The organism is Chitinophaga nivalis, from assembly GCF_025989125.1.
GTDB classification, from domain to species: domain Bacteria; phylum Bacteroidota; class Bacteroidia; order Chitinophagales; family Chitinophagaceae; genus Chitinophaga; species Chitinophaga nivalis.
The window spans coordinates 1,265,572-1,291,910 of sequence record NZ_JAPDNR010000001.1 but is presented as its reverse complement, the minus strand read 5'-3'; the positions used below and the strand labels follow the sequence as shown (position 1 = coordinate 1,291,910).

Below are 26,339 nucleotides of genomic sequence, written 5' to 3'. Positions count from 1 at the left end.
TCTTGGAAATATAAAGTAAAGGATTATCTTTGCAACCCTGAATCGGAAACTCAACCCTTCCATCAAGGTTCAGATAATCTACGGAGAAGTGCAGGAGTGGTTGAACTGGCACGCCTGGAAAGTGTGTATAGGTGAAAGCCTATCAAGGGTTCGAATCCCTTCTTCTCCGCAAGCTTTAAAGCTCTGGTGACTTCGGTTATCAGGGCTTTTTTGTTTTAGGGAGATGATTACGTGCGCCCGTAAATAATCATGAAAAGATCAACGGATTCAGTCACTTTCACAATAAACTATAAAACCGCTACCGCACCCGCAAAGCCGCACCACATCACCCCAATTATTGTAAATATCACATTGCATACATCCAATATTGTTTTAGTATTGCGCTCCAATTACACAAAACAGTTTTCATGAAACACCTTTACCTATCCCTGACTTTTATCCTACTTGGCATGCTGGCTGTTGCCCAAAAACCAGCTATTACCTGGGGAGATGAATTTAAATTCCGCAAAGGCAGCACCGACCTCCAGGTGGTGTTTGCAGATCAGAACAGCGTCTATTTACAGGAAAGTCATCTGGCTTTAAAAGGCTATTACGTATTTGCCGCTACCACGCGGGAATCTGCATCCCTGGTAAAAATGGATAAAGATCTAAAGGAAGTTTACCGCAACGACTTTAATAAGGAATTAAGAGGTAAGGAATTCGTTCAATTCTTTACCTGTGAGGACAAACTATTCCTGTTTTCATCCGATTACAGCAGGCCGGATAAAACCCTGACGCTCTATGCAGCAGCCATCGATAAACAAACCGGAGAACTTACCGGAGAATGGAAAGAAGTAGCGAACTATCAGAAAGAAGAAAAAAATGATGACATCGAGTTTAAGCTGTCCTATAATACAGACAGTACAAGAATGATCATTGTCAGCAGCGTGCAAAGATCCGAACGGAATGAATACAAGATTCAGGAGCTGGATAAAAATCTGAAAACAGCCGCCAAACCCATTAAAATCAAAAACGGATTTGAAGCTAAAAAGTATCGGCTGGAAGACTTGTTGTATACCAACGATCACAAGGTGATACTGGTAGGCCGCATGTATGAATACGAAGAAGGTAAAAAGAAGAAAGAGAAGTTTCTCGATTTCACCAACTACAACATTCGTATTTATAACGAAAAAGGAAAACAACAAACCGAAATCAACACCACCATCAATGGGAAATGGCTCTCCAGCACAAAATTAATCCAGGAAAAAAATAAAGACCTGGTACTGGCAGCTTTTTACAGCAAACAGAAAAAGGGCAAAACGATTGATGGCTTACTGGTCCAAAGAATTAACGTAGCAGACGGAAAAGTGATATCCACCAGTGACAAGCCCATTAACCACTCGCTTTTATCTGCAGACAACAACTTTGATGAAGAAGAAGATAAAGACGAGAGCAGGGAAGAGCGAAAAATGAGAGAAGAAATACGTAAAGCGCAAGACGAAGGAGAAGGTTTTTCCAAATACATGCAATTCCGGCAGATCTTTTATACGGCAGACAATGGACTCGTTATTCTGGCGGAGCAGTACCATCAATACACCTATACTACCCAGAGTTACTCAGCAGGATCCAGCGTTATCCCTGGTCAGATGAGATCCACAACCCGCACCAATTATCTCACAGACGATCTCATGATGTGTAAGGTAGATGCAGCAGGTAATATCAGCTGGCTCCAGGTACTACCCAAAGATCAGTACGAGAGCATACAGACCTCATCTAGTTCCGGTAGCGGCCTGTCATTCTCCAATAGCTTTTTCATGAATGGTGGCAGACCTTTCTACTCCGGTTTCGGCGCCATGCAAACAGGGGGTACCATTCATATTTTATTTAATGACAATCCCAAAAATGCCCAGGTAATGCAGGCAGGACAGAAAGCGAAGACGGCTGAACGCTTCTCCAAATCTGATTGTTTTATTTTAAACGTAGATGAAATTTCCGGGAAATTTACCAGAAAGGTATTCTTTAACAATGCTGGTGTTCCTACTGCCATGCCACGATTGGGAGCCGTTATTGGCAATGAGATGTATATGGTGGGTAAAACGGATAAGCTGTTAGGTAAATCAAAAATTGCAGTAGCCAGAATTACCATTAAATAAGGTGAAAGAACATGGGATAAAACCGATCCTGTAACAGACATACAACATGCTTCAAAGCGCTGGTCACTTCCATGGCCGGCGCTTTGAAGTAAATACAAATAAATCATAACGATGAATACTGTATATATACTGTGGCACATCTATTATGATGAAAGCCTGGAGGGCGGAGAAGACAGCAAATTACTGGGCGTCTATTCCAGTCGTGAAAGTGCCTATAAAAGGCAACTCATAAGCGCTACCTTACCCGGATTCAGCGATCATCCAAATGGTTTTCTGATCGTTGACTACCAGCTGGATAAAGCGGAATGGCCGGAGGGCTTTGCCACGATCATTCGCGGAGAATAACATTCGTATGTCGATATGTATTACCCCTCACGATAGCTATTGAAAATGGCGGGCACTTTAAAGTCAATACAAATAAATGATAAAGATGAATGCTGTATATCTACTGTGGCATATCCATTATGATGAAGACCTGGATGGCGGAGAAGACCGCAAATTCCTGGGTGTCTATTCCAGTCGTGAAACTGCCTATGAACGGCAATTGATAAGCGTTACCTTACCCGGGTTCAGGGATCATCCGGATGGTTTTCTGATCGTTGAGCATGAACTGGGAAAAACGGAATGGCTGGCAGGTTTTGCTACACCCATTTGTGGAGAATAACATTGTGCCCTGATATCGTATTCCTTCCTTATCAATCAGCAAAACTGTTTCCCTTGCACACAAACGTATCCAGGCAATGATACCTACCAATCCCAAACTGATAATCATGATCCATACCAGGGGTGTCAGTTGTGCGTAGATAAACAATAAAAAGGCCGTTGTCGTGTAAAGTATACCTGAAACTACTAAACCGGTGGCACCTCGGTTTAATTTCACATGATCCTCAGACATTGTTTATAGGCATTTATCATACGGTTAAGTTAAACCATTTTTCTATCACCAGGTATACGATATGTATAACGGCAACGACAATACGCTTTTATATTCCAAAGGATAATTTATCTTCTCTCATAAATGTAGCAGGCTACTTTATAATTACCAACAGGAAACATAAATACGGTCAACCCAATACCTGCTGCGCATTGCCAGCATTACTATACATGCAACTACATCGCGGCAAACTGCGAAAAAGGAATAGCCCAACACTTTTATCGCTAGCTACAATCAGCCAGTGCTAACCCCACTGCTGCCGGTACTGTTTAATTTTGACAGATCAAATGATGTGTTGACTATGGAAAATATATTCTCCACTGCTATCTCTATTTTAAACAATACGGTCATCCGGTATTTTCTATTGGCCGGTATTCCATTCATATTGTTTTACCTGCTGTTGCCTGACCGGTTAAAGCGTTTTAAGATACAGCCCAAAGCAGCCATCAAAAAAGACTGGCTGCGGGAAATATGGTACTCTATGCAAAGTTCCCTGGTATTCACCGCTATCACCGCAGTACTGTTGGTTCCGCCCCTGCACCCCTATACGCTGATGTATGATCACATCCATGACTATCCCGTATGGTATATCGGTGTTGGCGTGGTGGTCAGCCTGGTGATACACGATACCTACTTTTACTGGATGCACCGGTTGCTGCATCATCCCAGGCTCTTTAAATATACGCACCTGGTGCATCATAAAAGCACCAATCCTTCTCCCTGGGCATCCTATAGCTTTCATTTGCTGGAAGCTATTGCAGAAGGCGGCGTACTGCTGATAGTAGTCATGGTGATTCCCATGCACCTGATTACCTTACTGTCATTTACCTTCACTTCCTTTTTCATTAATGTATACGGACATCTCGGCTATGAGATTGCCCCGGCGGCACTTCGGCGTAGCTGGCTGTTTGAGATCTTTAACACTTCTGTACACCATAATCTCCATCACAGTAAATTCAAAGGGAATTACGGGCTTTATTTTCGTATCTGGGACAGGGCTATGGGTACGGAGCATCCGGATTATGTAAAGGAATATGACCGGATACAGGAACAACGATTTGGCAAACAGCACCGAAAGAAGGCATCACCGAATCCTGTTGCACAAACATAGTCTGGCATCCTAACCAAACTAACAATATCCGGCAGCAGCTATTTATTACCTTGCATGGCCATTTGTGAAGTATAGTATTTCATCAGATAATGATAGATCACCAGTTCATGCAGACGGGCGTTGGCTATAAACAGGCGGTTCAGGAACATGTGCAGGTAATCACCTAATAAGCGCACTTTGTCTGCAGGCGTTACCAGCTGTTGTTGTATCAGCTCCTGCAGCTGTTGAGATACAGCCCGCTGGGCGGCAGACCGTTCCTGGAAAACAGCCGTAACATCCGGTGGCAGGATCCCTTCACCGGCATCTGTAGCCAGCAAGGTGGCCATCGTTTTAGTGTGTTGCCGGTACTTATTATTCAGTTGCAGCATCAGGGTATGATCACCTTTATGCTCCTTGAAAAAGCCCTGTTGCAGATCGGTGCATAACTGTAGTTTTTCGACCAATGTGCAACCAAAATCCCGCAGCAGCTCCGCAGCCCCCAGGAGCGCATATTGCCAGCGTTCTTCGTTACTCCGGCCATTATGTAAAGCCAGCAGCTGTATCACCGCATGGCTGTCGTGATAAAAAAGTGCTTCACTCAGGAGCATGGTATAACTTCCGTAACGTTCCACCTCGCGGATGTAGGTATCAAACTGTAACTTCTGTACCAGGTCATTTTCCAGATAAGGCGCGATGGCCGCGCTGAGGCTGGCCATTAGTATGCCACTGAAATTCCCGCCGGCGGTATGATGAAAGCGGATACGGATGTGGGTATCGGGATCCTGATAACGGATGAAGAACCAGCTGGTAATCCATCCTTCGTGCTGCCAGCTTCTGATCAGCGGCAGCAACTCTTTCACCAACAGTTTATCTACCCACTTGGAACCACAATAGATTTTAGCATACAACCATGCACTGCCCGGAGCAAAGATGCGCTGATTGGCAGGAACCGGCGGCGCGGCCTGTGTTCCCGGGTCTGGCTGATAGGTGGTATTACGTACCGGGATAATGATTTCATTGCAATACGCTGCCGTGCCATCAGACAACAGGCGGGTATCTGCATTAAACAACTGTTCGTATAAGATGACATTACTTTTCGCCAGTTTATCCGTCAGCAGTGAGCGGGCAAATGTACAGGTAAAATCTACTGGTAGCTCATTATCACCTTCTGATAACAACACTTGCTCCGGTATACCGAATTGCGCCTGCAACAACAGTAAAGCAGCATCAGGAGTATGTTGTAAGGCCAGCAGCTCATCAAAAGCAGCTTTGGTGATATACCACCGGGCTCTTTCCAATATGATTTCCTGATAGCTAACGCGTGGCAGAAATGATTGTTCTTCCAGGAAATCCCAATCCCACTGGATAGAGATCGTTTGTTGCTGGTATTGCAGGTCGCACAGGAATTTATAGGCAGGCAGGCCCTGTGTAAAATTATGAGCACTGGTAAGCCTTGGTATGACTTCCTTTCCCAGTTTTGCAGAGCGGAGTATGACTTTATTGTTTCTTACAGATACCAGCAGATCGCTTACCGGTAGCTGAGCAGCAGCGGGCATCGCCGCATTGCCTAAAAAAGGAATTTCGTAATCATATAGTTGCGGGCGCAGCAGAATGTTGCCCATACGGCCTTCCGGCAGATGAATCACTTCCGCAAAGATGCGGTCTTTTTCCAGCGCCTGTTCTGCTGCGGCATATTGCCTCATTTGGGTTGTCAGCACTTCGTTGCCGGCCGCAAAACGCCCCATCAATGCCAGGGCGTTGGGGCCTCCGCAGGATTTGAGCACAAAACGAAAATCACCGTTATCCAGTGCGGCCGCATCCCGGGCTATCAAGGCCCCCATGGTATAAAGGCCTGGTGGTAATGGCCTTGCTTCTTTCTCTGCTGCCAGCTGTTGCAGATCTTCTTCGGTGATGAAAACTTCCCTGGCCTGGCTTTCGCGGGCAGCCAGGTATTTCCGGAGTATCAGTTTTTTAACGGCATCCCATACGGTTTCAGTATCTTTTTTCAGGGCTGGTAATACCAGGTCATCGATGAGCGGTGTATAGCTGGCGTTATCACCGGTGATGATACCATAGCCAATGCCCGATTCGCTGTCCAGCGCCTGCATCAGCGGAATTTCGCGTTGGTCGTACCGTTGCAGAAACTTCTCCTTAAAGGTGAGCAGGTCGGTATTCACGAACCCTTTGCCCAGTATGCACAACTGTTCGATCCGTTGTACAATACTGTTGATGACTGGCCGGGCAATAGCTGCTGCGGCAGGCCGATAGAAAAGATCTACCTGAATGAGGTCTTTTCCATTGATCGCCGGAAAATGGGCCGTAATAATATCTCTGATATGCAGGTTACGCCGGATACCATCTTCCTGTTGCAGCAATAAATGATGTATCTCCTGTAGCGGCGCCAGTACGGCTGTTTGCGGCACTTGCTCTTCCAGGAAGGTGATCAGGGAGGTAAAATAATCGGCGCCGCTGATACGGGGATCAGTGGACGCAATCAGTATCTGATTGTTGATCAGTTCATCGATAAAAGTAGTGGCAACATCCGGCGGAATATCCATACCGGTCAGGAGTGTTGTCAGCTCACCGATGCGGATACCAGTAGCCGCGGCCTCCATGATATGTGTCAGGTAAGACGTACGGGTAAAGGCACTGAGGTAGTAATATCTTTTTTTATCGTGCAGCTGGTACTCAAAGTAACGGTACGAGGCACCGGTTTCATACAGGCTGTTATTCGGATAGAAGAGCACCTGTTCGCGGATTTCCGGCAGCTTTATCAGTTCGGTCGCCAGTTCGGACAGGTAATTCATATCTAGCCGCGATACCTTCTCCCAGGACTGCACCGTCGCCAGCCGAAGTTCGGTTGTTTGCGGATGGAGCGTACCTACGGTACATCCGGCAAAGAGGCCGTAGGGTGTACAGCGGGAGCTCATACGCAGGAGATACTGGTACAAGGTCTTGACCAACTTATGATGTTGTGGTGTTGTGGATACAGCGGTATCTATACCGGCAGCCAGCCATTTCATCATTTCATCGAAGAGGGCAGGACTGGCCAGAAAGATGGCTTCCTGCAGCAACGGATCGGCATACAATTGCCGGATAGCCCGGAGAAACAGGACATAATCATTATTACTCCTATGGTGCAATTGCAACGGCTTATCGTAAGATAAGAGTGGAATCCGGAGCAGGTAAAAATCACAGGGTGCTAATCTTGACATCACACAATATGCAAACAATTTCTGAGATAGAAATACCACTGGCCAGGCGATATGGTCAATGCGGCCTGGCCAGTGGATAAAATTTTAATAATCTTTTAGTGATGGCAGATGGTCATTCCTTCAGTTGTTGATTAGTCGTTCCATTTCACTTACAAACTTTCTGTAGCTGGCAGGTTTGGCGAGGTAGCCCTGACCTGTTTTCCATCCGATATTTTGTATTTCACTGATGGGATAGGCCGTGACGAGAATAAAAAGACAATCTTTCTGAAGCAGGTTTTCAATGCTTTCTCTGCGCACCCCTCTCATATTAACATCCATTAATACAACATCCACCTCTTTATCGGCAACCAGTTTTTCTATCGTTTGCAGTTTATTGGTTCTGGTTATTAGCTGCAGGTACGTAGTTCGCCGGATATAACTTTCCAGTATGTCCAGTGCCAAAGGCTCATCATCAACTATGGCACATTTGTATCGCATGATGTTCTTACATTAAACAGGTTAACAAAGAATGGATTTTACAGGTGTGTAGCTAATGTTTTCATACCTGTAGTCGTCGGCGTTGTTGGCAGCACGGACGGAATGTATCCTTCACCTGATTTTTTGTCGGCACTCATGTTTTCGATAGTGCGTGCGTCGGCCTTTGAAATAATCTCTTTGTCTAAAACCAGGGCTGATACTGCATTCATGTTAACGTGTTCTTTTTTCATATTCTATTTTTTTGTAATAACAAATAAAACATATCTGGGAGACAAACATCGCCAATTAGCGGGAGCAGGCATACTTTATTAGACATAACCCGTCAAGTTCTCGACGAAAAGACACTGAGGCAGGATTTCTGTGGTGCTACTCTTCTCCGTCGTTGTAATTGGTGATCCCCAACAATTTGATCAGGTCCTGGCGGTTGGACTTGGAAATAATAACAGATTCATTATTAATTAATTCAGCTGAATTCCCTACAATGGATCTGATCGCCTGAATCCGAACGATGTAGGATTTATGGATCCGTACAAACTGATCGGGCGGCAAAGTATCTTCAATCACCTTCATACGCATGTAGGTGATGATATTTTTTTGTTTACAGACAATCTTGATATAATCCTTCATGCCTTCTACATAGTAGATATCTTCAAACAGCACTTTGGATAATTTATAGCCATCTTTTACAAACAGGTGGTTGGGTTGTTGTTTTACGACTTCCTGTACAAACTGCTGCTTCTTCTGCTGAATATGGCTTCTGGCTTTATTCACGGCTTTAAGAAACCGTTCAAAGGAAATGGGTTTTACGAGATAATCTACTGCATCCAGCTCAAAACCGGTAATGGCATAAGCCGGGGAAGCAGTAGTAAAAACAACAAAAGGAGGATTGCTGAGCGAGCGGATCATCTCAATCCCGTTAATATTGGGCATCTGTATATCTGAAAAAAGCAGATCTACCGACTGTCGTTGCAGTACGTCAATGGCATCAAAGGCATTTTCACAAAAAGCCACAGGTTGCAGGAATGGAATTCTGGCAATGTAATTTTCCATCAGATCCCTGGCATAAGGCTCATCGTCAACTACGAGGCAGGTAATTACTTGTTCCATGTTTTTCTAATTCAGCGTTAGTGTCAATACTACTTTGTAATAATCGGTATTATTTTCTATATGCAGCATATGCCTGTCCGGGTATAACAAAGCCAGTCTCTTTCGGGTGTTGCTCAGGCCAATGCCGCCTATTACTTGTTTTTGCTCTGGTAACTCTCCTTTACTATTAGTGATTTCAAAACTAAGCAAACTGCCGTTTACTTCCATACTGGCATGTATCCAACAATTGCCCGGGTTAGTATTATGGGAATATTTAAATGCATTTTCCACAAAAGGAAACATCAGCAACGGCGCAATTTGTTGGTTGCTGATTTTCTCCGTATCACAAATAAAGCGAATACTTGCGCTTTTTCCATATCTGACACTCTCCAACTCTATATAATTCTTCAGAAAATCGGCTTCTTTATTCAAATCTACTTTTTCTGTATTGGAATCATACAGGGTATAACGCATCATTTCTGAAAGGTGCATAATCAGATCCGATGCCAGGGCATCATTCCGGATAGATAATGCATAGATATTATTCAGCGTATTAAACAGAAAATGTGGATTCAGCTGCGAACGCAGAAAACTTAGCTCCAGGTTCAGGTTATCCCGTTCCAAACGGAGTGTCCGGGTAGAAAACCGGATGATATCCAACACCAGTTTCAATGACATGGCAGGTGCAATCGTCATGATAACCGGAATAAAGATCCGCAACATATGCACCACAGAAAATACATTCCCCCATCCGCCGTTCATCACGGTAGCTACGTCTCTTTTCAGTGTCAGATTATGCAGCGTGAGATTATAATAAACGTACGTTGTACACAGATAATTCAGTACTGACCAATAAAAGAACAGGAGAAACAAGCAGACCAGGGAGAGAAAGATATATCCCCGGCCCAGTACTTCCGGAATAAGAAAATAAAAGGTAAAATAGAAAAAGCCTACAGATCCCAGAATATTCCGGATAACATACACCAACGTGACATCCGGTGTTTCTGAAAAAGTAGCCGTGATCATAATAGCATACAACCCCGCCAGAATAAGCCACATGTACACGTGCGCCCATATCCGCACCCTGCTTGTGTAATATTTCTCAGATAGAAAAACCGAAAACCAATCCAATAATTTCCGGCTGATATCAGGAGGTGTGTCATTGGATTTACTTCTAAAAAAAGTTAGCATTGTTCTAACAAAATGTCTTTAAGTATAAGATACAGGCTTTTTGGCAAGGAAAGTAGCATAAAAAAAATTTATTGGTTCAAATTTTCTTTTCTCTTATATTAATAATTAAGAAAATACGACCCAAAAAAACACCTCTTTTCTTTGATGGTAGCGGGAAAGCGCCCTTTCTTCCCCCACCTGCCATTTACCTCAGATTGGGTACTGCTGTTATTTCATCGTGTATCCTGGTCACTTCATCTAATAAGTTTTATAAAATGATAGAGAAAATAGACTTTTGATATTGTAATCAGGCAGATAGCATTTACCTGATGACTTTGATCGATTTTTTATTGTTAGAAACAAGGATGAAACTGCTAAAACGCAGCGTCACTATACTTTCATCCATTGTTGTTCCCGTTTTTGCTGGATTACCTGTGGTAACTATGCACTTTCAGCAATATCACCTTTGCCCTTCTGCACTGGCGGTATTGTTCCTGTTCTGTAATTAAAGTCTAAAGCCCATGAACTTTTTACAAACACCTAAAAAAATAACTATGACTCAACCACTATCTGCCAATATTGAAAAATTGCAGTAGCAGTTACTGCCCCCGATAGCGCTGCATCTGGTCGCGATGTAGCGCAGTATATAGAAAATATTATTCCGGCGTTTGTCCCCTTAAGTTATTATTTGCCCCTTACTTGAACAAAAAATGAACGGTACTATCTATCAAAAATATTCTTTTCTATGAAAACAGCCTTCCTACATCAAGAAGCGGTTCTGGTCCGTTTCTGAAAAGCCCAAAACTTTTCCTTTGCAGGTTACAGCCCCTGGAGGGATGGACAACAAGTCCATCCCTTTTCAGTTATAAATAACCGATGACAGTTTTCCGTTTTAATATTAAAGATAATATTAATTAAACTGATTGCGGCCAGGGATTCTGATAAACAGTATTATTCAGGCTTATTTCCCGGGCCGACAAGGTCAGCTGTATCTGTAACGGTTGTTCGCCGGAAGCGTAAAACTGTTCGGTATAACCCACACAATAAGCGTCCCTGAACTGCAATGATTTCAGTCTGGACATAGCATCCCTGCGAAAAAAAGTAATACTGCCGCTCTTCATGCGGGTATTCGAAATCATCCAGTCGAATAATCCGGTTTCGCCGGCCGACTCCAGCAACAAACTAATGGTGCCCCCTTTGGGCCGGGCGGCAGGTCTTCCATTGTGATCGGTGTGCTGGGTAAAAGAGAACCGGCATTCCAGGATATTCATCTCGTCTCCGTCTATGCGGAGAATGGCTTTGAAAGACATAAAGACATGGTTATTAAGGTTAACAGGCTTGCCAGGATGGCAAACCAACAAAAATGGTATCACTATGAAAATACGCATTTCCCCTTACATGCCGAAAAACCAATGCCGGTCTTTATATCAGGTCAAAAGCCTGCGCAAAACTGGTGAGATCATATCCCGACTGCGCCCCGATTTTCGCTTTGATGTTACGCCTGTGAGTAACGGCTGTTTTCTCGGAGATATGCACTTCCGCCGCTATTTCTGCTGCGCTCATTCCCAGCGCCATGAGGCGCAAGATCTCTTTCTCCCTTTTGGTAAGCGCTGCAAAAACATGCTGGTGGCGGCGCAGGAAAGTATTCTCCTGTAACAGCCGGTTTACCTTGCTGGTAACATGATGTAACGGGTCAATCGGAATCGCACAACTGATCACGTGGGTAGGTGCTCCCCGCTCATCCCGCATAAAAACCCGGGTAGCCCCCAGGTGCCAGACCCAATCCTTTTCGGGCCCGATCCTTACCTGTTGAAAAAAAGTAACCCCCAGGTTGGCAGTTGCCGGGGCTTCCAGTAAAGCCACCACTTTCGGCAGATAATCTTCTACATCCTGCGGATTAAAATAATGTTCAAAATAAGCGGCGCCCATGGCCTGTAATGCTTCCAGAGAGGTATTAAGTTCCCGCAGCCCACGCGGGGACATATACGCCACATAATTCTCCACCACGTTCATTACAATTACAACAGCCGGTAACTCCTGGTCAATGGCCTGTAAAGCTTTTAGTTTATCCTCCAGACAGGTCGCGTCATTAATAGATACAGCTTGTTCCCTCATGAACTGAAATAAAAAGTATAGGAAAACTTGAACGAATACCGGTTGAATAAAATGCCCTTCGTAAACAAATGTATATAAAAATAGGGAAGGGTCCCTATTCGTTTAGAAAGAGACCCTTTTTTGGGGGTATTAATACGAAGCCTGATTAAATCAGGGGATGACTTTTATATTTTAGTGTGACGCAGTAAATAGTATGCTGAGCAACAAAGGTAGTGTAAACACTGTGGGCATAAAATACCTATTTATGAGTATTTTTCAACCAGTTATGCGCGTTTCTGTAAACAAGGCTGACTGTTTCAGGAGCTACCCTGCTCACCAGGTAACGGTGACGATTATACGGGAAAACACAGTTACCTGATGATAAATACAGGGGAAAACAAACAATAGTACCTTATGGCAGGCAAAAAACAATCATATAGCTGCCGGCCGGCTTTACCGGCAACCTATGATCAGGCACTAATGGCCAGTTTCTTTTCTATATGGGATAACAGTACTTCGGGTTGAAATTCCTGCTGGAAAAATATATCCGCGAAATCGTAAGTAATCTGAAGAGAAGGTGTCACCAGGTAAACCGCCGGCACAGGCACATCCGCATCAATACCAGAAACACGTCCCCACACCGGGTCTGATTCCAGATAGATACCTGCCTTCTTCGCCAACCGGTTTTCCTCATCCCATACAATATCAAATGGTAAGGGATCCGGATTTACGGCCAGAAATGCCTCCTGTTCTTCACTGGACAATACCAGTACATGTGCTCCCGCCGCTTCAATGGCAGGATAACTGTCTTTCAGTAATTGTAACAAACGATCTGCATAACCATTCCAGTGCAACGAATAAAAAACCACCACCAATGGCTGCGAAGCCAGGCGATGCAGCTCAACACCCTGTTTAAGGCCTTTCAGCAGGTGAGTACCCCGTATAACCCGGGTGGCTTCTATTAATAAATCAGGAAAAAAACTACCGCTGCGAATAGGGTTAATCTGCTCCCGGTTTCTACGGGGACTGGGGAAATTCTCCGGAATCGGGGACGTCAGAAAATCTGCGAATCTGTGAAGTGTAGATGTGGACAGTGACATAATTACGCTTTTTAAAATGGCTGATAAAATGGTCGCCGTTATTATAGGTTTAGATAATCCATATCGTTGTTACGCCACAAAGATAAGGGGAAAATTTCAATTACCCTACTAAATCTATAGACTATATGTTTTTGTAAATATAAAATATTGGTTATTAGGAAGATAATATTCCCAATTTTTTTATTTAACTTGAAATAAGGTGCCCTTACAACTAAAAAAGAATTATGCTGCTGAAACACAGATTATCACTCAGCCAGATATTCTCCTTCACCTGGAAGGTAGACCTGATGCTACTGGCTTGTTGTACCCTTGTATATTTCCTGGACAAATACTGGCTGGTTAACCACATTTCGGTGCCGTTGGCCGTATCTGCGGTATTAGGTACCGCCCTCGCTTTTTTCATCGGCTTTAATAATAACCAGGCTTACGACCGCTGGTGGGAGGCCCGCAAAATATGGGGGGCCCTGGTCAACGACTCCCGCTCCTGGGCACGCAGCCTGTTATTTTATACGGCAGCGGAAGCGGAAGACAGTACCAAAACAATGGCCCGGCACATGATTCACCGCCACCTCGCCTTTATCAACGCCCTGAAAGCCTCCCTCCGCAAACGCCCCGACGATTACTACACCCGCTACCTCACCAAAGAAGAAATTGACTACGTACAAAAGCAAAGCAATCACGCCAATGCCATCCTCAGCCTGCAATCCCGCGATCTGCAGCTCCTGCGCGATGCCGGCGCCATAGACGGATTCCGTTTTATAGAAATGAATCAACTGCTGGTAAGACATTGCGATAGCATGGGCATGAGCGAACGTATCAGCAACACAGTATTCCCTCCCAGCTACGTTTATTTCACACAACTGTTTATCTGGTTCTATGTTATCATGAACACCCTGATGATGACCGAATCCATAGGCGCCTGGGCCATCCCGTTTGGCTGGATGTTTGGGTTTGTATTTCATGTGACGCACCTGAGCGGTACCACCCTGATGAATCCTTTCGAATTCCAGCCCCTGGCCATTCCGCTGGACAGTATTGCCCGCACCATAGAAATCAATGTCATTGAGCTGCTCGGCGACGAACCAGTCCCGGCTTCGGTAAAACCAAGGGCCAACGGATTGTATATTATGTAGCGCCCCCACTGTACACCAGCACCATCCGCCATACTGGGAAAGATCTTCCCATAGATCTCTCCGTCATTTGTAATTCGTAATTCCTTATTTTTACGCCATGACGTATGACCAATTATGTAATCTATACGCCCATTCAGTAACGCTTAAGATACTCCGGGCCCGTAGCGCGCCAATGATGTTGTCATTTTTTCATTACACATTCAAGGAAAAAAACCATACTACCATTTCCAATGTGGAACTGGTGACCCGCTTGTCTGATTACCTCGGGCAAACCGGCTACCAGGCGGCGGATGATGAGATAGACGCCGGCCACCTGCTGGAACATAACGACGTAAAAGCCCGCCAATATATTGACCAGTGGAGCAATAAAGGCTTTCTGCGCAAATATCCCGACGACGACGGTCTCGATATCCACGAACTGAGCAGCGACATGGAAAAAGCCATGCACTGGGTATCTACCCTCCGGAAACGGGAATTTGTAGGTACCGAAAGCCGCTTTAAAGATATCTTCTCCAAACTCAAAGAGCTGATCGATCAAAGCAATAAAGATCCACAGCAAAGAATTCAGGAGCTGGAAAGAAAAAAATTTGAAATAGAGCAGGAGATCAAAAGCATTACCATCACTGGTAAAGTACAGGTATTTGATGATACCCAGATCAAAGAACGGTTTTATGATGTAAACCGGATGTCGCGCGAACTGCTGAGCGATTTCAAAGAAGTGGAACACAACTTTGAACAGATCACCCAGGAAATTTACCGCAAACAAAGTGAACGGGATGTTGCCAAAGGTACCTTGCTCGCCTATACGCTGGATTCCTTCGAAGCGCTGCAGCAAAAAGACCAGGGCAAAAGCTTTTACTCTTTCTGGCAGTTCCTCATGGATGAAAACAAACAGGAAGAAATGCGGGAGCTGATAGAAAAACTGTACTCCCTGCTGGAAGACCGGAACATCGAATACAAAAACGACCGGTTCCTGAAAAAGCTCAAACAATTCCTGCACGCCTCCGGCAAAAAAGTAATTGACGCCAATAAAAAACTCAGCGATAAACTCAGCCGCGTACTCAGTGAAAATAATCTCACGGATCGCCGGAAAGCAACAGAACTGATCAATGAAATCCGGCAACTGGCCTTTCAGGCACTTGAGCAGCCACCCGGTGAATCTTTTTTCATTGATATAGAAAGTGATCCGGAAATAGACTTCCTCGATCGCTGGGAGCTGGCCGATGAAAAGAAACCCAATGTGGAAGTATCCTTCCCTGAAGGCATGGGCGGTACACATCCCGATGCCGGCGACTTTGATGCATTATTCAATCACTTTAACATTGACCGGGCTTTACTGGAAGATCGTATTGCCACCCAGCTGGAAAACAAAAAACAAATCAGCCTGAAAGAACTGGTGGATATTTACGGCACCGAAAAAGGCCTGACGGAACTTATCACTTATTTCGCTATTGCCAGTCAATCGCCGCATCACATCATTCTGGAAACCGCAGACCCGGTAGTATTGGGCAACCGTACCATTAATATGCCCATGGTGCTCTTTACTAATTCTCAAAACTAAAATATGTCCGATAAAAATATATCGCCCTTTGCACACGTGTTCATTAAACTCATGCAGGGGCCTGTTTATGAAGAAGATAAAACCTACTGGAAAGACCTCCTCGGATGGCAGACGGAACTGAGCAAGTACCTGCAACAAACAGGCTTACAGCTGATAGTTAGTGAAGCTGACGGATTTGCCCGCATCGTACAACCCGATACGGATGAAACCATGGACAAACCTTTGCCCCGGCTGATGCGCAAAACCCGGCTGACCTACGAGGCCACCTTGCTGTGCATCGTACTCCGCGAAGCCCTCGACGAATTTGATATCAATGGCAATGGTACCCGGCTTTTCCTCACCCAAAGAGAAATCAAGGAACGATTGGCGCTCTTCTTCAAAGACCGGCACAACCGCTCCAAACTACTCAAGGATCTCAACAAACCGATCAACAGTCTTTTAAACATCGGCGTACTGAGAGTAACCCGGGAAGATGCAGCCAATAAAGAGCTGCATCAGTATGAGGTAAAAAGAATCATCAAGGCACTGGTGAACAACGATAAACTGGAAGAAATTAAATCAAAATTAAAACTGCATGTCCACTCTGTTTAATAGTGATTCCCAAGAAAGTGGATTCCGTTTACAATATTTCGAAATATACAACTGGGGCACCTTTCATAACAAAATATACCGCGTTAACACCAATGGCAACACGTCGTTACTGACCGGCGCCAACGGTAGCGGAAAAACCACCCTTATCGATGCACTGCTGACCTTACTGGTACCTTCCGGCAAAAGGTTCTATAACCAGTCATCCGGTACAGAACAACGCCGCGACCGTGGTGAAGAATCCTATTTCTGGGGCTACTACGGTAAAACATTCTCTGAAGAATCGCAGCAATCCAAAACAGACCAGCTGCGGCACAAGGAAAACAATCCTTACTCCGTACTGCTGGCCTACTTTTATAATGCCGCTACCATGCACCAGATCACCCTCGCACAGGTGAGATGGTATGCCGGCGAAATGAAACGGCAATACATCGTTTCACCACATAAGCTCAACATCAACGAACATTTCGGTAATGGTAAGTTTGATGTAAAAGGCGACTGGAAAAAGAAGCTGCGTGCCAGCTTCCCGAAAACAGAAATCACCGACAGCTTTAAGGAATATGCCGCGCTGTTCAGCAACATATTCGGCCTGAGAAGTGAAAAAGCCCTGTCGCTGTTCAACCAAACCGTGGGTATTAAAGTACTGGGAGACCTGAATACGTTTATCCGCGGGCAAATGCTGGAAGAAACAGAGAGCGAAAATGAATTCCTGAAACTCCGCGAAAACTACGACAGCTTACTCTCCAGCCACCGGGCCATTCAGAAAGATGAAACCCAGCTGAAAATGCTGGAACCAATTATCGATAACAGAACCTCCTGGCAACAGATACAGGATAAAAACCGGGAACTGCAGTCCTTGCAGGATATTTTACCGGCTTACTTCAACCGCCAGGAGAAAGATATTCTGGAAGCAGAAATCCAGGTACTGCAACAGGAACTGGAAATGACCGCCAGTTCCCTGACTAGCGTCAACGACAACCTGCAATCGCTGCAACTCCGCAAGGAAGAACTGATTGCCCAAAAGGCCAACAACAGTGTAGATGAACAGCTGCGTTCCATCGAAAAAACCATTCATTACGAACAGAAATCGCTGGAAGCGAAACGTAATAAAATGGAGGAATACAATAAACTGGCAGAAAAGCTGCAGCTGACAGCCAGTCCGGATGAACAGGCCTTTCACGAAAATATTGCACTGGCAGAAAAACAGCTGGCCGGTATCGACAAACAACTGGAAACACTACAGGAAGAAATCTTCCACCACAAAAGCAGTCTGGCTGCTGAAAGAAGCCAGACCACCCGGCTGGAAGAAGAAATAGATTCCTTCCTGAACCGTAAAAACAATATCCCGTATGAACTGATCCGCATCCGGCAACAACTGGCCGACATGCTGGATGTTTCAGAAGATGATCTCCCGTTTGCCGGAGAACTGATCCGGGTAAAAGATAAAGAAAGCCACTGGGAGAATGCCATCGAAAAGGTATTGCACAACTTCGCCCTGCGGCTGCTGGTACCGGAAGATTACATCATCGATATCAACCGCTATATCAATGATAATAACCTACAGACCAGGTTAGTATATCATAAGATAGAAGAGGAAAGTTATACCATGCTGCGCATGCCGAATGATAAAGAAAGCCTGCTGCAAAAGATAGATATCAAACCAGGTACAGCATTTAAGGAATGGCTGCAAAAGCAGTTACTGGATCAGTTTGACTATATCTGTACTGATGATATGACTGCGTTTAACCGTGCCCGTAAGGCCGTTACTTCCAACGGACTAACGCGGCAGGCTACACGCCACGAAAAAGATGACCGTCCCAACCGTTCACAAAAGAACAATTATGTGCTGGGTTGGAATAACAAAAACAAGCTGCGCGGCCTCCGGGAAGAGCAGGACGAATGCAACGCCAGCATCGACACCTTACAACACAGTATCAACCAGCTGGAAACAGCGCGTAAAGGTATCAGCGCCAACCAGGCATTGACCGGCGCCTTGCTGACACTCCGCAATTTCAGCGAAATCAACTGGCAGACACACGCCGCCGTGATTGAAACTTTTTCCCGCGAAAAAAATCAACTGCTGCAAACCAGCGATAAATACCAGGTGATCTGCGAACAGCTGGATGAAACCGCCACCGCCATCACCGGTAAGGAAAAAGAAAAAGAAAAAATCCTGGAAGACAGGGGTCGGCTGAATGATAAATACACGGAGAAACAACGGTATTTCAAACAGCTCAAAGCCAACCTCCTGGACGACAGTGCCGTACACCGCGCCCTGGAATACCTGTCGGACCTCGCCATTACAGAAACAGCTACCACCGCCTTACAACTGGCAGCACACCGTAAGAAGGCCGACGAAAGCCTGAAAACAGCGCTACAGGAAGCCATGCGTACCGCCGCAGAAAAAGAAGCCGAAATTACCCGGCAACTGTCTGCCTTCGTAATGCCACCTAAATCCATACACGACACCTATCCCGACTGGCTGGGCGACGTTACGGATCTGCAGCCGCATGTACGGTACCTCGATGAATTCACCTCGCTGTATGAACGCATCAAATACCAGCGCCTCATCGAACACAAAGAACGTTTCCGGCAGTATATGGACAACAGTATGCTGAATGCCATCACCAACTACCGGGCATGGATATACGGACAGGAAGACCTGATACGTGAAGTCATGGAAGACCTGAATGAACCATTACGCAATATCACCTTCAATAAAAATCCGGATACCTACCTGCAGCTGGAATGCCGCCATGTACGGGATGTGGAAATCAGGAATTTCAAAGAGAAGCTGAGTAACGCGGTACCGGATTCCTATAAATATTATCAGGAAAAAGACGAAGCCTACAGTGATCAGTTGTTTGAAAACATCAAAACCCTGATCAATGAACTGCAACAAAATGAAGCCTGGCGCCGGAAGGTAACGGATGTGCGCAACTGGCTGGACTTTGGCGCGAAGGAATATTACATCGCCGATAACAAGGCATTTAAATATTATGAAGATACCGCCAGTCTTTCCGGTGGTGAAAAAGCCCAGTTTACCTACACCATCCTGGGTGCGGCTATTGCCTATCAGTTTGGGATCAATGAAGCCAACCGGCAACACCGCAGCCTGCGCTTTATTACCGTGGATGAAGCATTCAGCAAACTGGATCCGGAAAAGAGCCACTACCTCATGGAATACTGCGGTCAGCTCAACCTCCAGTTACTGGTTGTAACACCGCTGGACAAATTAAACATTGCAGAACCTTATATCCACGCCTGTCATTTTGTGTCCAACAAAAACAAGCGTGACTCTGTCGTGTATAATTTCACCATGGAAGAATATCATGAGCGGAAGAAAGAGTTTGAAGCTGCCATAAATTAGTGATGGCATCACATCGTATCAGCCCGTAGTGTTTTGTAGCATCAACCTGCAAAACCCTACGGGCTGATTTTATTTTACCCATTGCGGTACCGGTAATTTTAGTTATATTATCATTTAATGAATATATGATAAACATCAGGTTGACAGATTTCATCAGCGACTACCTTTGTAACTATAATTCATGATTATGCCGTCTGTGGAAATACTATCGAGGATACAGTTTGCATTTACTATCGCCTTCCATTACATCTATCCCCCGCTGAGTATCGGGCTGGGATTGTGTTTGGTAATAATGGAAGGATTGTACCTGAAAACCGGGCTATCGCTTTATAAAGATATCACCCGATACTGGATCAAAATATTTGCCCTGATATTTGGCATCGGTGTGGCTACCGGTATTGTGATGGAATTTGAATTTGGTACCAACTGGGCCACTTATTCCCATTATGTAGGAGATATATTCGGGAGTGCCCTGGCAGCAGAAGGCATCTTTGCCTTTGCCATGGAATCGGCCTTTCTGGGTGTACTCCTGTTTGGCTGGAACCGGGTGAATAAGGGGGTACACTTCTTTTCTACCTGTATGGTGGCGCTGGGCTCCATCTTTTCCGCCCTTTGGATTGTGATTGCCAATTCCTGGCAGCAAACGCCTACCGGCTTCCGTATAGAAGGCCACGACATGCAGGCCCGCGCTGTGGTCACCGACTTCTGGGCCATGGTATTTAATCCTTCTTCTGTAGATCGTTTTTCCCATGTGATTATAGGCTCTTTCCTCGCCGGGTCTTTTCTGGTGATGAGTGTAGCGGCCTGGTATATCTTAAAGCAACGTTTCGTCAAACACGCGCAGGCGATGTTTAAAGTGGGGCTGAGCGTGGCCGTAATAGCCGCGTTACTGCAGCTCTTCACCGGACACCGTTCGGCCCATTACGTGAGTAAATACCAACCGGCTAAGCTGGCTGCGATGGAAGGGCATTATGATAGCCTGGCGGTAGCAGACATGTACCTCATTGGCTGGGTGGATAACAAAAAACAACAAACCACCGGTATCAAAATTCCTGGAGGTCTTTCTTTCCTCACCCATGGCAGTTTCAATGCGCCTGTGGAAGGACTGAATGCCACACCGGAAAAAGACAGACCCGGCGCTGTGAATTTTGTCTTCCAGACCTATCATATCATGATTTCTATCGGGATGTTGCTGATTGGGCTCACCCTGCTCGCGGTATTCCTGCTATGGCGCAAAAAACTGTTTAACCAGCGATGGCTGATGATCATATTTGCCTGGGCGGTATTGTTACCGCAAATCGCTAACCAGGTGGGCTGGTACGCAGCGGAAGTAGGCCGGCAGCCGTGGGTGGTGTACAAACTGCTCCGCACTTCCGATGCACTCTCCAAAAAAGTAACCGCCGATCAGGTGATGTTTTCACTGATTCTGTTTACGCTGGTATATATATTGCTGCTGGCATTGTTCCTGTATCTGCTAAACAGGAAGATACAGCACGGGCCCGACATTTCGGAGCTTGCGGAAGATGAATACGATGGCTATTACAACAACAATATTGAACACCGTCCTTCTTAAATTATAGCTGCATGGAAACAATACTCGGACTGGACCTGCCTACCTGGTGGTTTTTGGTGATTGGCGGATTAATCACCGGTTATGGTGTACTGGATGGTTTCGACCTGGGGGCAGGCGCATTACATCTTTTCTTTAAAAAAGAAGAAAGCCGCCGGCTCGCCCTGAATGCCATCGGACCCGTATGGGATGGCAATGAAGTATGGCTGGTGATCGCCGGAGGTGCTTTATTTGCCGGATTTCCCCTGGTATATGGGGTAGTGCTGTCTACTTTTTATATCCCGTTCATGTTATTCCTGGTAGCCCTTATCTTCCGGGCTATCTCTATTGAATTCCGCAGTAAAGAATCCTGGCGCTGGTGGCGACAAATGTGGGATATCAGCTACAGTGTATCCAGTATTGCCATCACCTTGTTACTGGGGCTGGTATTGGGCAATCTGATTCATGGCCTGCCGATCAACGCGGCGCATGAGTTCACAGGCAATCTCCTTACTTTCTTTAATCCGTATGCGATACTCATTGCCGTTACTACCTTATCACTGTTTATGTTACACGGCGCCATTTACCTGGTGATGAAAACAGAAGACAGGCTATACGCCCGGCTCACGGTACTGGTTAATAACTGCAGTAAGTTCTTCATTCTTTGTTTTATTCTAACGTCTATGGCTACACTTATTTATGTGCCCCATATGACGCATCAGTTCAAAAACCATCCGGAGTTATTTATATTACCATTGGTGGCAGTACTCACCTTGCTGAATATTAAACGGAATATAGATGCCCGCAAATATTTTACGGCATTTCTCTTCTCCTGTATTATTACTTCCTGTCTGCTGATCCTGTTTGCAGTGGGCCTGTATCCCAATATTGTCATATCTACAACTAATCCGGCTTATAGTATCAGCATTTATGCCGCAGCATCTTCGGTCAAGTCACTGAGAATTATGTTGCTGATAGCTGCCATAGGCACTCCTATGGTGATCGGCTATACGATATTTTTATTCTGGACTTTCCGGGGTAAGGTGAAGCTGAATGAAATGAGTTATTAGACCGGCAGGTCATAGGCTATAAAAAGAGGCCCCCGCAAGAAATTGCAGGGGCTTACCATTTAACCTATATTCTGTACTGTAGCATTGAGTTATCGATCTCCGGAAAATCACATTGTCTTCATTCTCAATAAACTTACTTTTATCCGGAGAATTATTATGTATTAAAGACAGTTTAAGAAGAACAAAGTTTAACCGGGATAAAAAAAATCCTGAAAATAATTTTCTGCTACCGAAATTAGCATCCTGAACCACGTTTCCCATGAACCGCATAGACAGACTTACCGCTATTCTCATTCAATTACAAGGCAAAAAAATTGTAAAAGCTGCAGAAATTGCAGACAGATTTGAGATCAGTCTGAGAACTGTATACCGGGATGTAAAAGCACTGCAGGAAGCAGGAGTACCCATTGGTGCGGAAGCCGGTACGGGCTATTACATTGTAGATGGATACCACCTCCCACCGGTAATGTTTTCCAAAGAAGAGGCTGCTGCACTGCTGACAGGCGAAAAACTAATGGAACAATACAGTGATCACAGCAACCAGAAACAGTTTGGCTTTGCCATGCAAAAAATCCGGTCTGTATTGCGCGGTTCAGAAAAAGACTACCTGGAATCCCTGGACGAAAATATTGCGGTATTAAGATCCCGCCCAAAATATCCGGAAGATGAAAGCTTTCCCAATCGTTTTTTAACGGATATCCAGCAGGCCCTGGGCATGAACCAGGTGATCAACATGGAATATTTTTCGTTTCAGGACGAAGTCGCCACCCGCCGGGAAGTGGAGCCAATCGGTATTTTCCATATGCGCACCAGCTGGCACCTGATTGCCTGGTGCCGGCTGCGGCAGGGATACCGCGACTTCCGGGTAGATCGCATCCGTAAACTGCAGGTAACTTCCACTATCTACAAAAGAGATGACCGCATTTCCCTGCAGGACTACCTGCATCGGGAGAAAAGCCGTAACCAGGGTGAAATGTTCCTGATAAAAATTGCACTCGACAATGATATCTTACGGTATATCCGGGAGCAGAAGTACTATTACGGACTAATGGAAGAAACTACCGAAGGAGATAAAACCATTCTCACCTTTTTACAGCCTTCGCTGGAATACTTTGCCAGATGGCTGATTGTATTTGGTCATCACGCCGCTATTGTACAGCCTCCGGAGCTGAAAACGGTCATGCAAGGTCTGATCACTGAGTTACAGGATCATTATTTTTAATTTTTCTCAGCGGCTGCTGACATAAGGCTGTCACTTCCCCTGCGTTGCTTTGTATTGTCAATAAAAACAGACAATATGAAAAAGCTCCGTAACTGTTATGTATTTGTATTCGATCAATATTCCGACTGGGAACCTGCGCTTGTGACCTATGGCCTTCACACCTTTACGGACGTGAATATCATCACCTTTTCTATCGACGGACAACCGGTTACCTCCGGTGGAAACCTGCAGATAATACCGCAGCAAAGCCTGCAAGAAGCCATGACAGCCGATATAGACCTCCTTATATTACCCGGTGGCGCTCCCATGGAAGCAGGCGGCCATCCGGCCATACTTCCCCTGATACAACAACTGGTGGCATCCGGTAAATCTGTGGCGGCTATTTGCGGCGCCACCGTTTTCCTTGCGCAGCATGGCTATCTCGATACCATCCCTCATACCAGCAATCATCCGGATATACTGAAAATGATGGCGCCAACCTACCAGGGTTCAGCGCTGTATGTTCAGACACCGGCAGCCACCGGCGACAACATCATTACAGCTGCCGGCACTGCCATGGTAGCATTTGCAACAGAGATCTTTACCTTTTTCGGGTTGCTGGAAAATCCACAGCTGCAGTTCTGGCTGGGGTTCTTTCAGGGAAACGCAGACATACCGGTTATTGAAACAGCATCTCCGCTTCACTTTTTCTACCGCCGCTATGAAACCAACCTGCCAGGTTTATTACCCCTGGTGCGTAGTGCGATCAAAGCACTGTACCCGGTAGCGATAGCCGCCGGTCTTGAAATATGCGGCGCACCGGAATGGCACTACCACGGTTTTGATGGGAATCCGGATACGGTGTTTACGCTCGATATAGGCCTGCCCGTAACCGAAGTGCTGTCTGTTCCGGCGCCTTATCACTGCGAAACGCTGCCTGTATTTGACTGTGTAGGCATGCAGCATCCCGGTGGCTGGGATAAGCTGGGAGACACTTACGGCAAACTCATTACAGGTATACAAATGCTGGGAATACCCATGACAGGAAGCAACCGGGAACAATACCTGCGCTTTAGTTTCGAGCATCCGGAGCAGAATATTACCAACGTACAAATAGGCGTCTCAAAAGCCTGATGTTATGAGAACTTATATATATGGAGGGTGGGTGTTGTTACTCACCTTCCTCTGCGATCATTTACAAACACTAACGGATATGACTAAACTGGATTTAACGAAGGTGTATAAAAACTACTACACCGCTACGCTGGCGCCACAATTGGTGACCATTGAAAAAGGATTGTTTCTGACCATCACCGGCAAGGGCGATCCTAATGGAGCCGCTTTTGCGGAAACTACTTCCGCGCTTTACACCGTTGCCTACACCATCAAAAACAGCAGTAAAGAGCTGGGGCGTGATTTTACCGTAGCAAAACTGGAAGGCTTCTGGTGGGTGAATGTTACAACGGAAGACCCCATGCTGGTACCGCGGGATCAATGGCATTATGAACTGGCCATCCGGCTGCCGGAAGAGGTAACCCGGCAACAGTTTATAACGGCAGTCATGACGGCGGAGCGGAAGAAAAAATCGACCTTGTTCCGGGAAGTGGATTTTAGGTACATGGAAGAGGGGAGGTGTGCACAGATTCTGCATGTGGGCCCTTACAGTGAAGAACCTGTATCATTAAAAAAGCTGGATGAGCTGATAAAACGGGAGCAGCTACAGGTAACCGGGCGGCATCATGAAATATACCTGTCAGATCCCCGGAAATCATCTCCGGAAAAAAGGAAAACAATTCTGCGTATAGCAGTAAGTAGTTAACAGCCGGCGTAAGCCGTTGTTATCATGATGAGTAGAAAACAGGTGAAAAGTAGTGAGCTATTAATCGCCTAAACCGAGATGCAGGATAGCCTGTTGTGCGGCAATCTGGCTGGCGTCTTTTTTATTGAAGGCTTTACCACTGCAGATAAGCTCTCCGTCTACTACGGCGCCAACAGTAAAGATCCGGCGGCCATTGTCCATTTGTTCTTCGAGTAATTCGAATTCCAATGTTTTACCATTTTTGTTTGCCCAGCCGTAAAGTTTGTTTTTATGGTTCATCTCTACGGTTTCCAGCATCTCCAGATCTATATAGGGCATGATGATCCGTTTGTGTACAAACTGTTGGGTTTTGTTATAACCACGGTCCAGGTATACAGCGCCTACTAAGGCTTCGAGGGTATTTCCGAAGATCTGGCTTATTTTCAGGAAGCTGTTGTATTTATCGTAGATGGTGAGTTTACGCAATCCCATCTTGATGGCAATATCGTTCAGCTGTTGTCTGTTAACGATCTTGGAGCGCATCTCTGTTAAATATCCTTCTGTTTTATAGGGATATTTTTTAAAGAGATAATCACCCACGATGGCACCCAGGATGGCATCACCAAGGTATTCCAGCCGTTCATTGCTTTCGAGGAATTTCTCTTTGCTGGAACGATGGCTCAGGGCTATCTCATATAAAGCGAAATTGCCTGGAGGAAAACCCAACAGGCTATGCAGCTCTTTATACAAGTGCCTTTTTTTGGATACTAG

At 45.5% G+C, this 26,339-nt stretch carries 22 protein-coding genes and 1 tRNA gene; 14 read left to right on the top strand and 9 right to left on the bottom strand.

The window, feature by feature from the left end:
* Nucleotides 1-82 precede the first annotated feature (82 nt).
* The 5 genes from OL444_RS05305 (at nt 83) to OL444_RS05285 (ending at nt 4,177) form a co-directional block, all read left to right on the top strand.
* Nucleotides 83-169, top strand: a tRNA-Ser gene (locus OL444_RS05305).
* Nucleotides 170-407: 238 nt separating this feature from the next.
* Entirely contained in the window at nt 408-2,132 is a 1,725-nt protein-coding gene (locus OL444_RS05300; RefSeq protein WP_264734270.1) for a hypothetical protein, read from the top strand.
* Nucleotides 2,133-2,243: 111 nt separating this feature from the next.
* Nucleotides 2,244-2,477, top strand: a complete 234-nt coding sequence (locus OL444_RS05295; RefSeq protein ID WP_264734271.1) for a DUF7336 domain-containing protein — start codon at nt 2,244-2,246, stop codon at nt 2,475-2,477.
* A gap of 85 nt (nt 2,478-2,562) precedes the next feature.
* Complete coding sequence (locus OL444_RS05290; protein ID WP_264734272.1) at nt 2,563-2,796, top strand: DUF7336 domain-containing protein; 234 nt, start codon at nt 2,563-2,565, stop codon at nt 2,794-2,796.
* Nucleotides 2,797-3,367: 571 nt separating this feature from the next.
* Nucleotides 3,368-4,177, top strand: coding sequence for a sterol desaturase family protein (locus OL444_RS05285; protein ID WP_264734273.1), 810 nt, complete (start codon nt 3,368-3,370; stop codon nt 4,175-4,177).
* Nucleotides 4,178-4,215: 38 nt separating this feature from the next.
* Here the strand turns inward: OL444_RS05285 and OL444_RS05280 are convergent, their stop codons facing one another.
* From OL444_RS05280 to OL444_RS05245, 8 genes are all read right to left on the bottom strand, one after another.
* Entirely contained in the window at nt 4,216-7,371 is a 3,156-nt protein-coding gene (locus OL444_RS05280; RefSeq protein WP_264735318.1) for a lantibiotic dehydratase, read from the bottom strand.
* Nucleotides 7,372-7,491: 120 nt separating this feature from the next.
* The gene (locus OL444_RS05275; RefSeq protein ID WP_264734274.1) at nt 7,492-7,848 is read right to left on the bottom strand and encodes a response regulator; all 357 of its coding nucleotides are present in this window, start codon (nt 7,846-7,848) and stop codon (nt 7,492-7,494) included.
* A 38-nt stretch (nt 7,849-7,886) separates the two neighbouring features.
* Nucleotides 7,887-8,078 (bottom strand): hypothetical protein, encoded by a 192-nt coding sequence (locus OL444_RS05270; protein ID WP_264734275.1) that lies wholly within the window; start codon nt 8,076-8,078, stop codon nt 7,887-7,889.
* Nucleotides 8,079-8,214: 136 nt separating this feature from the next.
* Nucleotides 8,215-8,955 carry a LytR/AlgR family response regulator transcription factor gene (locus tag OL444_RS05265; protein WP_264734276.1) on the bottom strand — a complete coding sequence of 247 codons (741 nt, stop codon included), beginning with the start codon at nt 8,953-8,955 and terminating at the stop codon, nt 8,215-8,217.
* Between the two features lie 6 nt (nt 8,956-8,961).
* On the bottom strand, nt 8,962-9,993 hold the full coding sequence (locus OL444_RS05260; protein ID WP_264734277.1) for a sensor histidine kinase: 1,032 nt from the start codon (nt 9,991-9,993) through the stop codon (nt 8,962-8,964).
* Nucleotides 9,994-11,018: 1,025 nt separating this feature from the next.
* On the bottom strand, nt 11,019-11,414 hold the full coding sequence (tssD, locus tag OL444_RS05255; protein WP_264734278.1) for a type VI secretion system tube protein TssD: 396 nt from the start codon (nt 11,412-11,414) through the stop codon (nt 11,019-11,021).
* 112 nt (nt 11,415-11,526) lie between these two features.
* Entirely contained in the window at nt 11,527-12,219 is a 693-nt protein-coding gene (locus tag OL444_RS05250) for a helix-turn-helix transcriptional regulator (protein WP_264734279.1), read from the bottom strand.
* A gap of 449 nt (nt 12,220-12,668) precedes the next feature.
* Nucleotides 12,669-13,298, bottom strand: a complete 630-nt coding sequence (locus tag OL444_RS05245; RefSeq protein ID WP_264734280.1) for a redoxin domain-containing protein — start codon at nt 13,296-13,298, stop codon at nt 12,669-12,671.
* 224 nt (nt 13,299-13,522) lie between these two features.
* Between OL444_RS05245 and OL444_RS05240 the strand changes: the two genes are divergently transcribed.
* The 9 genes from OL444_RS05240 (at nt 13,523) to OL444_RS05200 (ending at nt 25,589) form a co-directional block, all read left to right on the top strand.
* Nucleotides 13,523-14,431, top strand: a complete 909-nt coding sequence (locus OL444_RS05240; protein ID WP_264734281.1) for a bestrophin family protein — start codon at nt 13,523-13,525, stop codon at nt 14,429-14,431.
* A 97-nt stretch (nt 14,432-14,528) separates the two neighbouring features.
* Entirely contained in the window at nt 14,529-15,992 is a 1,464-nt protein-coding gene (locus tag OL444_RS05235) for a DUF3375 domain-containing protein (RefSeq protein WP_264734282.1), read from the top strand.
* Nucleotides 15,993-15,995: 3 nt separating this feature from the next.
* Nucleotides 15,996-16,583, top strand: a complete 588-nt coding sequence (locus OL444_RS05230; protein ID WP_264734283.1) for a DUF4194 domain-containing protein — start codon at nt 15,996-15,998, stop codon at nt 16,581-16,583.
* Complete coding sequence (locus OL444_RS05225) at nt 16,567-19,950, top strand: ATP-binding protein (protein WP_264734284.1); 3,384 nt, start codon at nt 16,567-16,569, stop codon at nt 19,948-19,950. Before OL444_RS05230 ends, OL444_RS05225 begins: the two co-directional genes overlap by 17 nt.
* 181 nt (nt 19,951-20,131) lie before the next feature.
* Nucleotides 20,132-21,523, top strand: coding sequence for a cytochrome ubiquinol oxidase subunit I (locus OL444_RS05220; RefSeq protein WP_264734285.1), 1,392 nt, complete (start codon nt 20,132-20,134; stop codon nt 21,521-21,523).
* A gap of 11 nt (nt 21,524-21,534) precedes the next feature.
* Entirely contained in the window at nt 21,535-22,569 is a 1,035-nt protein-coding gene (gene cydB / locus OL444_RS05215) for a cytochrome d ubiquinol oxidase subunit II (RefSeq protein ID WP_264734286.1), read from the top strand.
* A gap of 259 nt (nt 22,570-22,828) precedes the next feature.
* On the top strand, nt 22,829-23,791 hold the full coding sequence (locus OL444_RS05210; protein ID WP_264734287.1) for a helix-turn-helix transcriptional regulator: 963 nt from the start codon (nt 22,829-22,831) through the stop codon (nt 23,789-23,791).
* Between the two features lie 75 nt (nt 23,792-23,866).
* A complete protein-coding gene (locus OL444_RS05205) occupies nt 23,867-24,904 on the top strand; it encodes a DJ-1/PfpI family protein (RefSeq protein ID WP_264734288.1) in 1,038 nt (345 codons plus the stop codon).
* 4 nt (nt 24,905-24,908) lie between these two features.
* The gene (locus tag OL444_RS05200) at nt 24,909-25,589 is read left to right on the top strand and encodes a GyrI-like domain-containing protein (RefSeq protein WP_264734289.1); all 681 of its coding nucleotides are present in this window, start codon (nt 24,909-24,911) and stop codon (nt 25,587-25,589) included.
* Nucleotides 25,590-25,649: 60 nt separating this feature from the next.
* Here the strand turns inward: OL444_RS05200 and rnc are convergent, their stop codons facing one another.
* Nucleotides 25,650-26,318: a ribonuclease III gene (gene rnc, locus OL444_RS05195; protein ID WP_264734290.1), complete on the bottom strand. Its 669-nt coding sequence runs from the start codon at nt 26,316-26,318 to the stop codon at nt 25,650-25,652.
* Between the last annotated feature and the right edge of the window lie 21 nt (nt 26,319-26,339).

Bases quoted from the DNA above. Each gene is read 5' to 3' on its own strand.
- OL444_RS05300 (WP_264734270.1), top strand. From the start codon at position 408: ATGAAACACCTTTACCTATCCCTGACTTTTATCCTACTTGGCATGCTG.
- OL444_RS05295 (WP_264734271.1), top strand. From the start codon at position 2,244: ATGAATACTGTATATATACTGTGGCACATCTATTATGATGAAAGCCTG.
- OL444_RS05290 (WP_264734272.1), top strand. From the start codon at position 2,563: ATGAATGCTGTATATCTACTGTGGCATATCCATTATGATGAAGACCTG.
- OL444_RS05285 (WP_264734273.1), top strand. From the start codon at position 3,368: ATGGAAAATATATTCTCCACTGCTATCTCTATTTTAAACAATACGGTC.
- OL444_RS05280 (WP_264735318.1), bottom strand. From the start codon at position 7,371: ATGTCAAGATTAGCACCCTGTGATTTTTACCTGCTCCGGATTCCACTC.
- OL444_RS05275 (WP_264734274.1), bottom strand. From the start codon at position 7,848: ATGCGATACAAATGTGCCATAGTTGATGATGAGCCTTTGGCACTGGAC.
- OL444_RS05270 (WP_264734275.1), bottom strand. From the start codon at position 8,078: ATGAAAAAAGAACACGTTAACATGAATGCAGTATCAGCCCTGGTTTTA.
- OL444_RS05265 (WP_264734276.1), bottom strand. From the start codon at position 8,955: ATGGAACAAGTAATTACCTGCCTCGTAGTTGACGATGAGCCTTATGCC.
- OL444_RS05260 (WP_264734277.1), bottom strand. From the start codon at position 9,993: ATGTGGCTTATTCTGGCGGGGTTGTATGCTATTATGATCACGGCTACT.
- tssD (WP_264734278.1), bottom strand. From the start codon at position 11,414: ATGTCTTTCAAAGCCATTCTCCGCATAGACGGAGACGAGATGAATATC.
- OL444_RS05250 (WP_264734279.1), bottom strand. From the start codon at position 12,219: ATGAGGGAACAAGCTGTATCTATTAATGACGCGACCTGTCTGGAGGAT.
- OL444_RS05245 (WP_264734280.1), bottom strand. From the start codon at position 13,298: ATGTCACTGTCCACATCTACACTTCACAGATTCGCAGATTTTCTGACG.
- OL444_RS05240 (WP_264734281.1), top strand. From the start codon at position 13,523: ATGCTGCTGAAACACAGATTATCACTCAGCCAGATATTCTCCTTCACC.
- OL444_RS05235 (WP_264734282.1), top strand. From the start codon at position 14,529: ATGACGTATGACCAATTATGTAATCTATACGCCCATTCAGTAACGCTT.
- OL444_RS05230 (WP_264734283.1), top strand. From the start codon at position 15,996: ATGTCCGATAAAAATATATCGCCCTTTGCACACGTGTTCATTAAACTC.
- OL444_RS05225 (WP_264734284.1), top strand. From the start codon at position 16,567: ATGTCCACTCTGTTTAATAGTGATTCCCAAGAAAGTGGATTCCGTTTA.
- OL444_RS05220 (WP_264734285.1), top strand. From the start codon at position 20,132: ATGATTATGCCGTCTGTGGAAATACTATCGAGGATACAGTTTGCATTT.
- cydB (WP_264734286.1), top strand. From the start codon at position 21,535: ATGGAAACAATACTCGGACTGGACCTGCCTACCTGGTGGTTTTTGGTG.
- OL444_RS05210 (WP_264734287.1), top strand. From the start codon at position 22,829: ATGAACCGCATAGACAGACTTACCGCTATTCTCATTCAATTACAAGGC.
- OL444_RS05205 (WP_264734288.1), top strand. From the start codon at position 23,867: ATGAAAAAGCTCCGTAACTGTTATGTATTTGTATTCGATCAATATTCC.
- OL444_RS05200 (WP_264734289.1), top strand. From the start codon at position 24,909: ATGAGAACTTATATATATGGAGGGTGGGTGTTGTTACTCACCTTCCTC.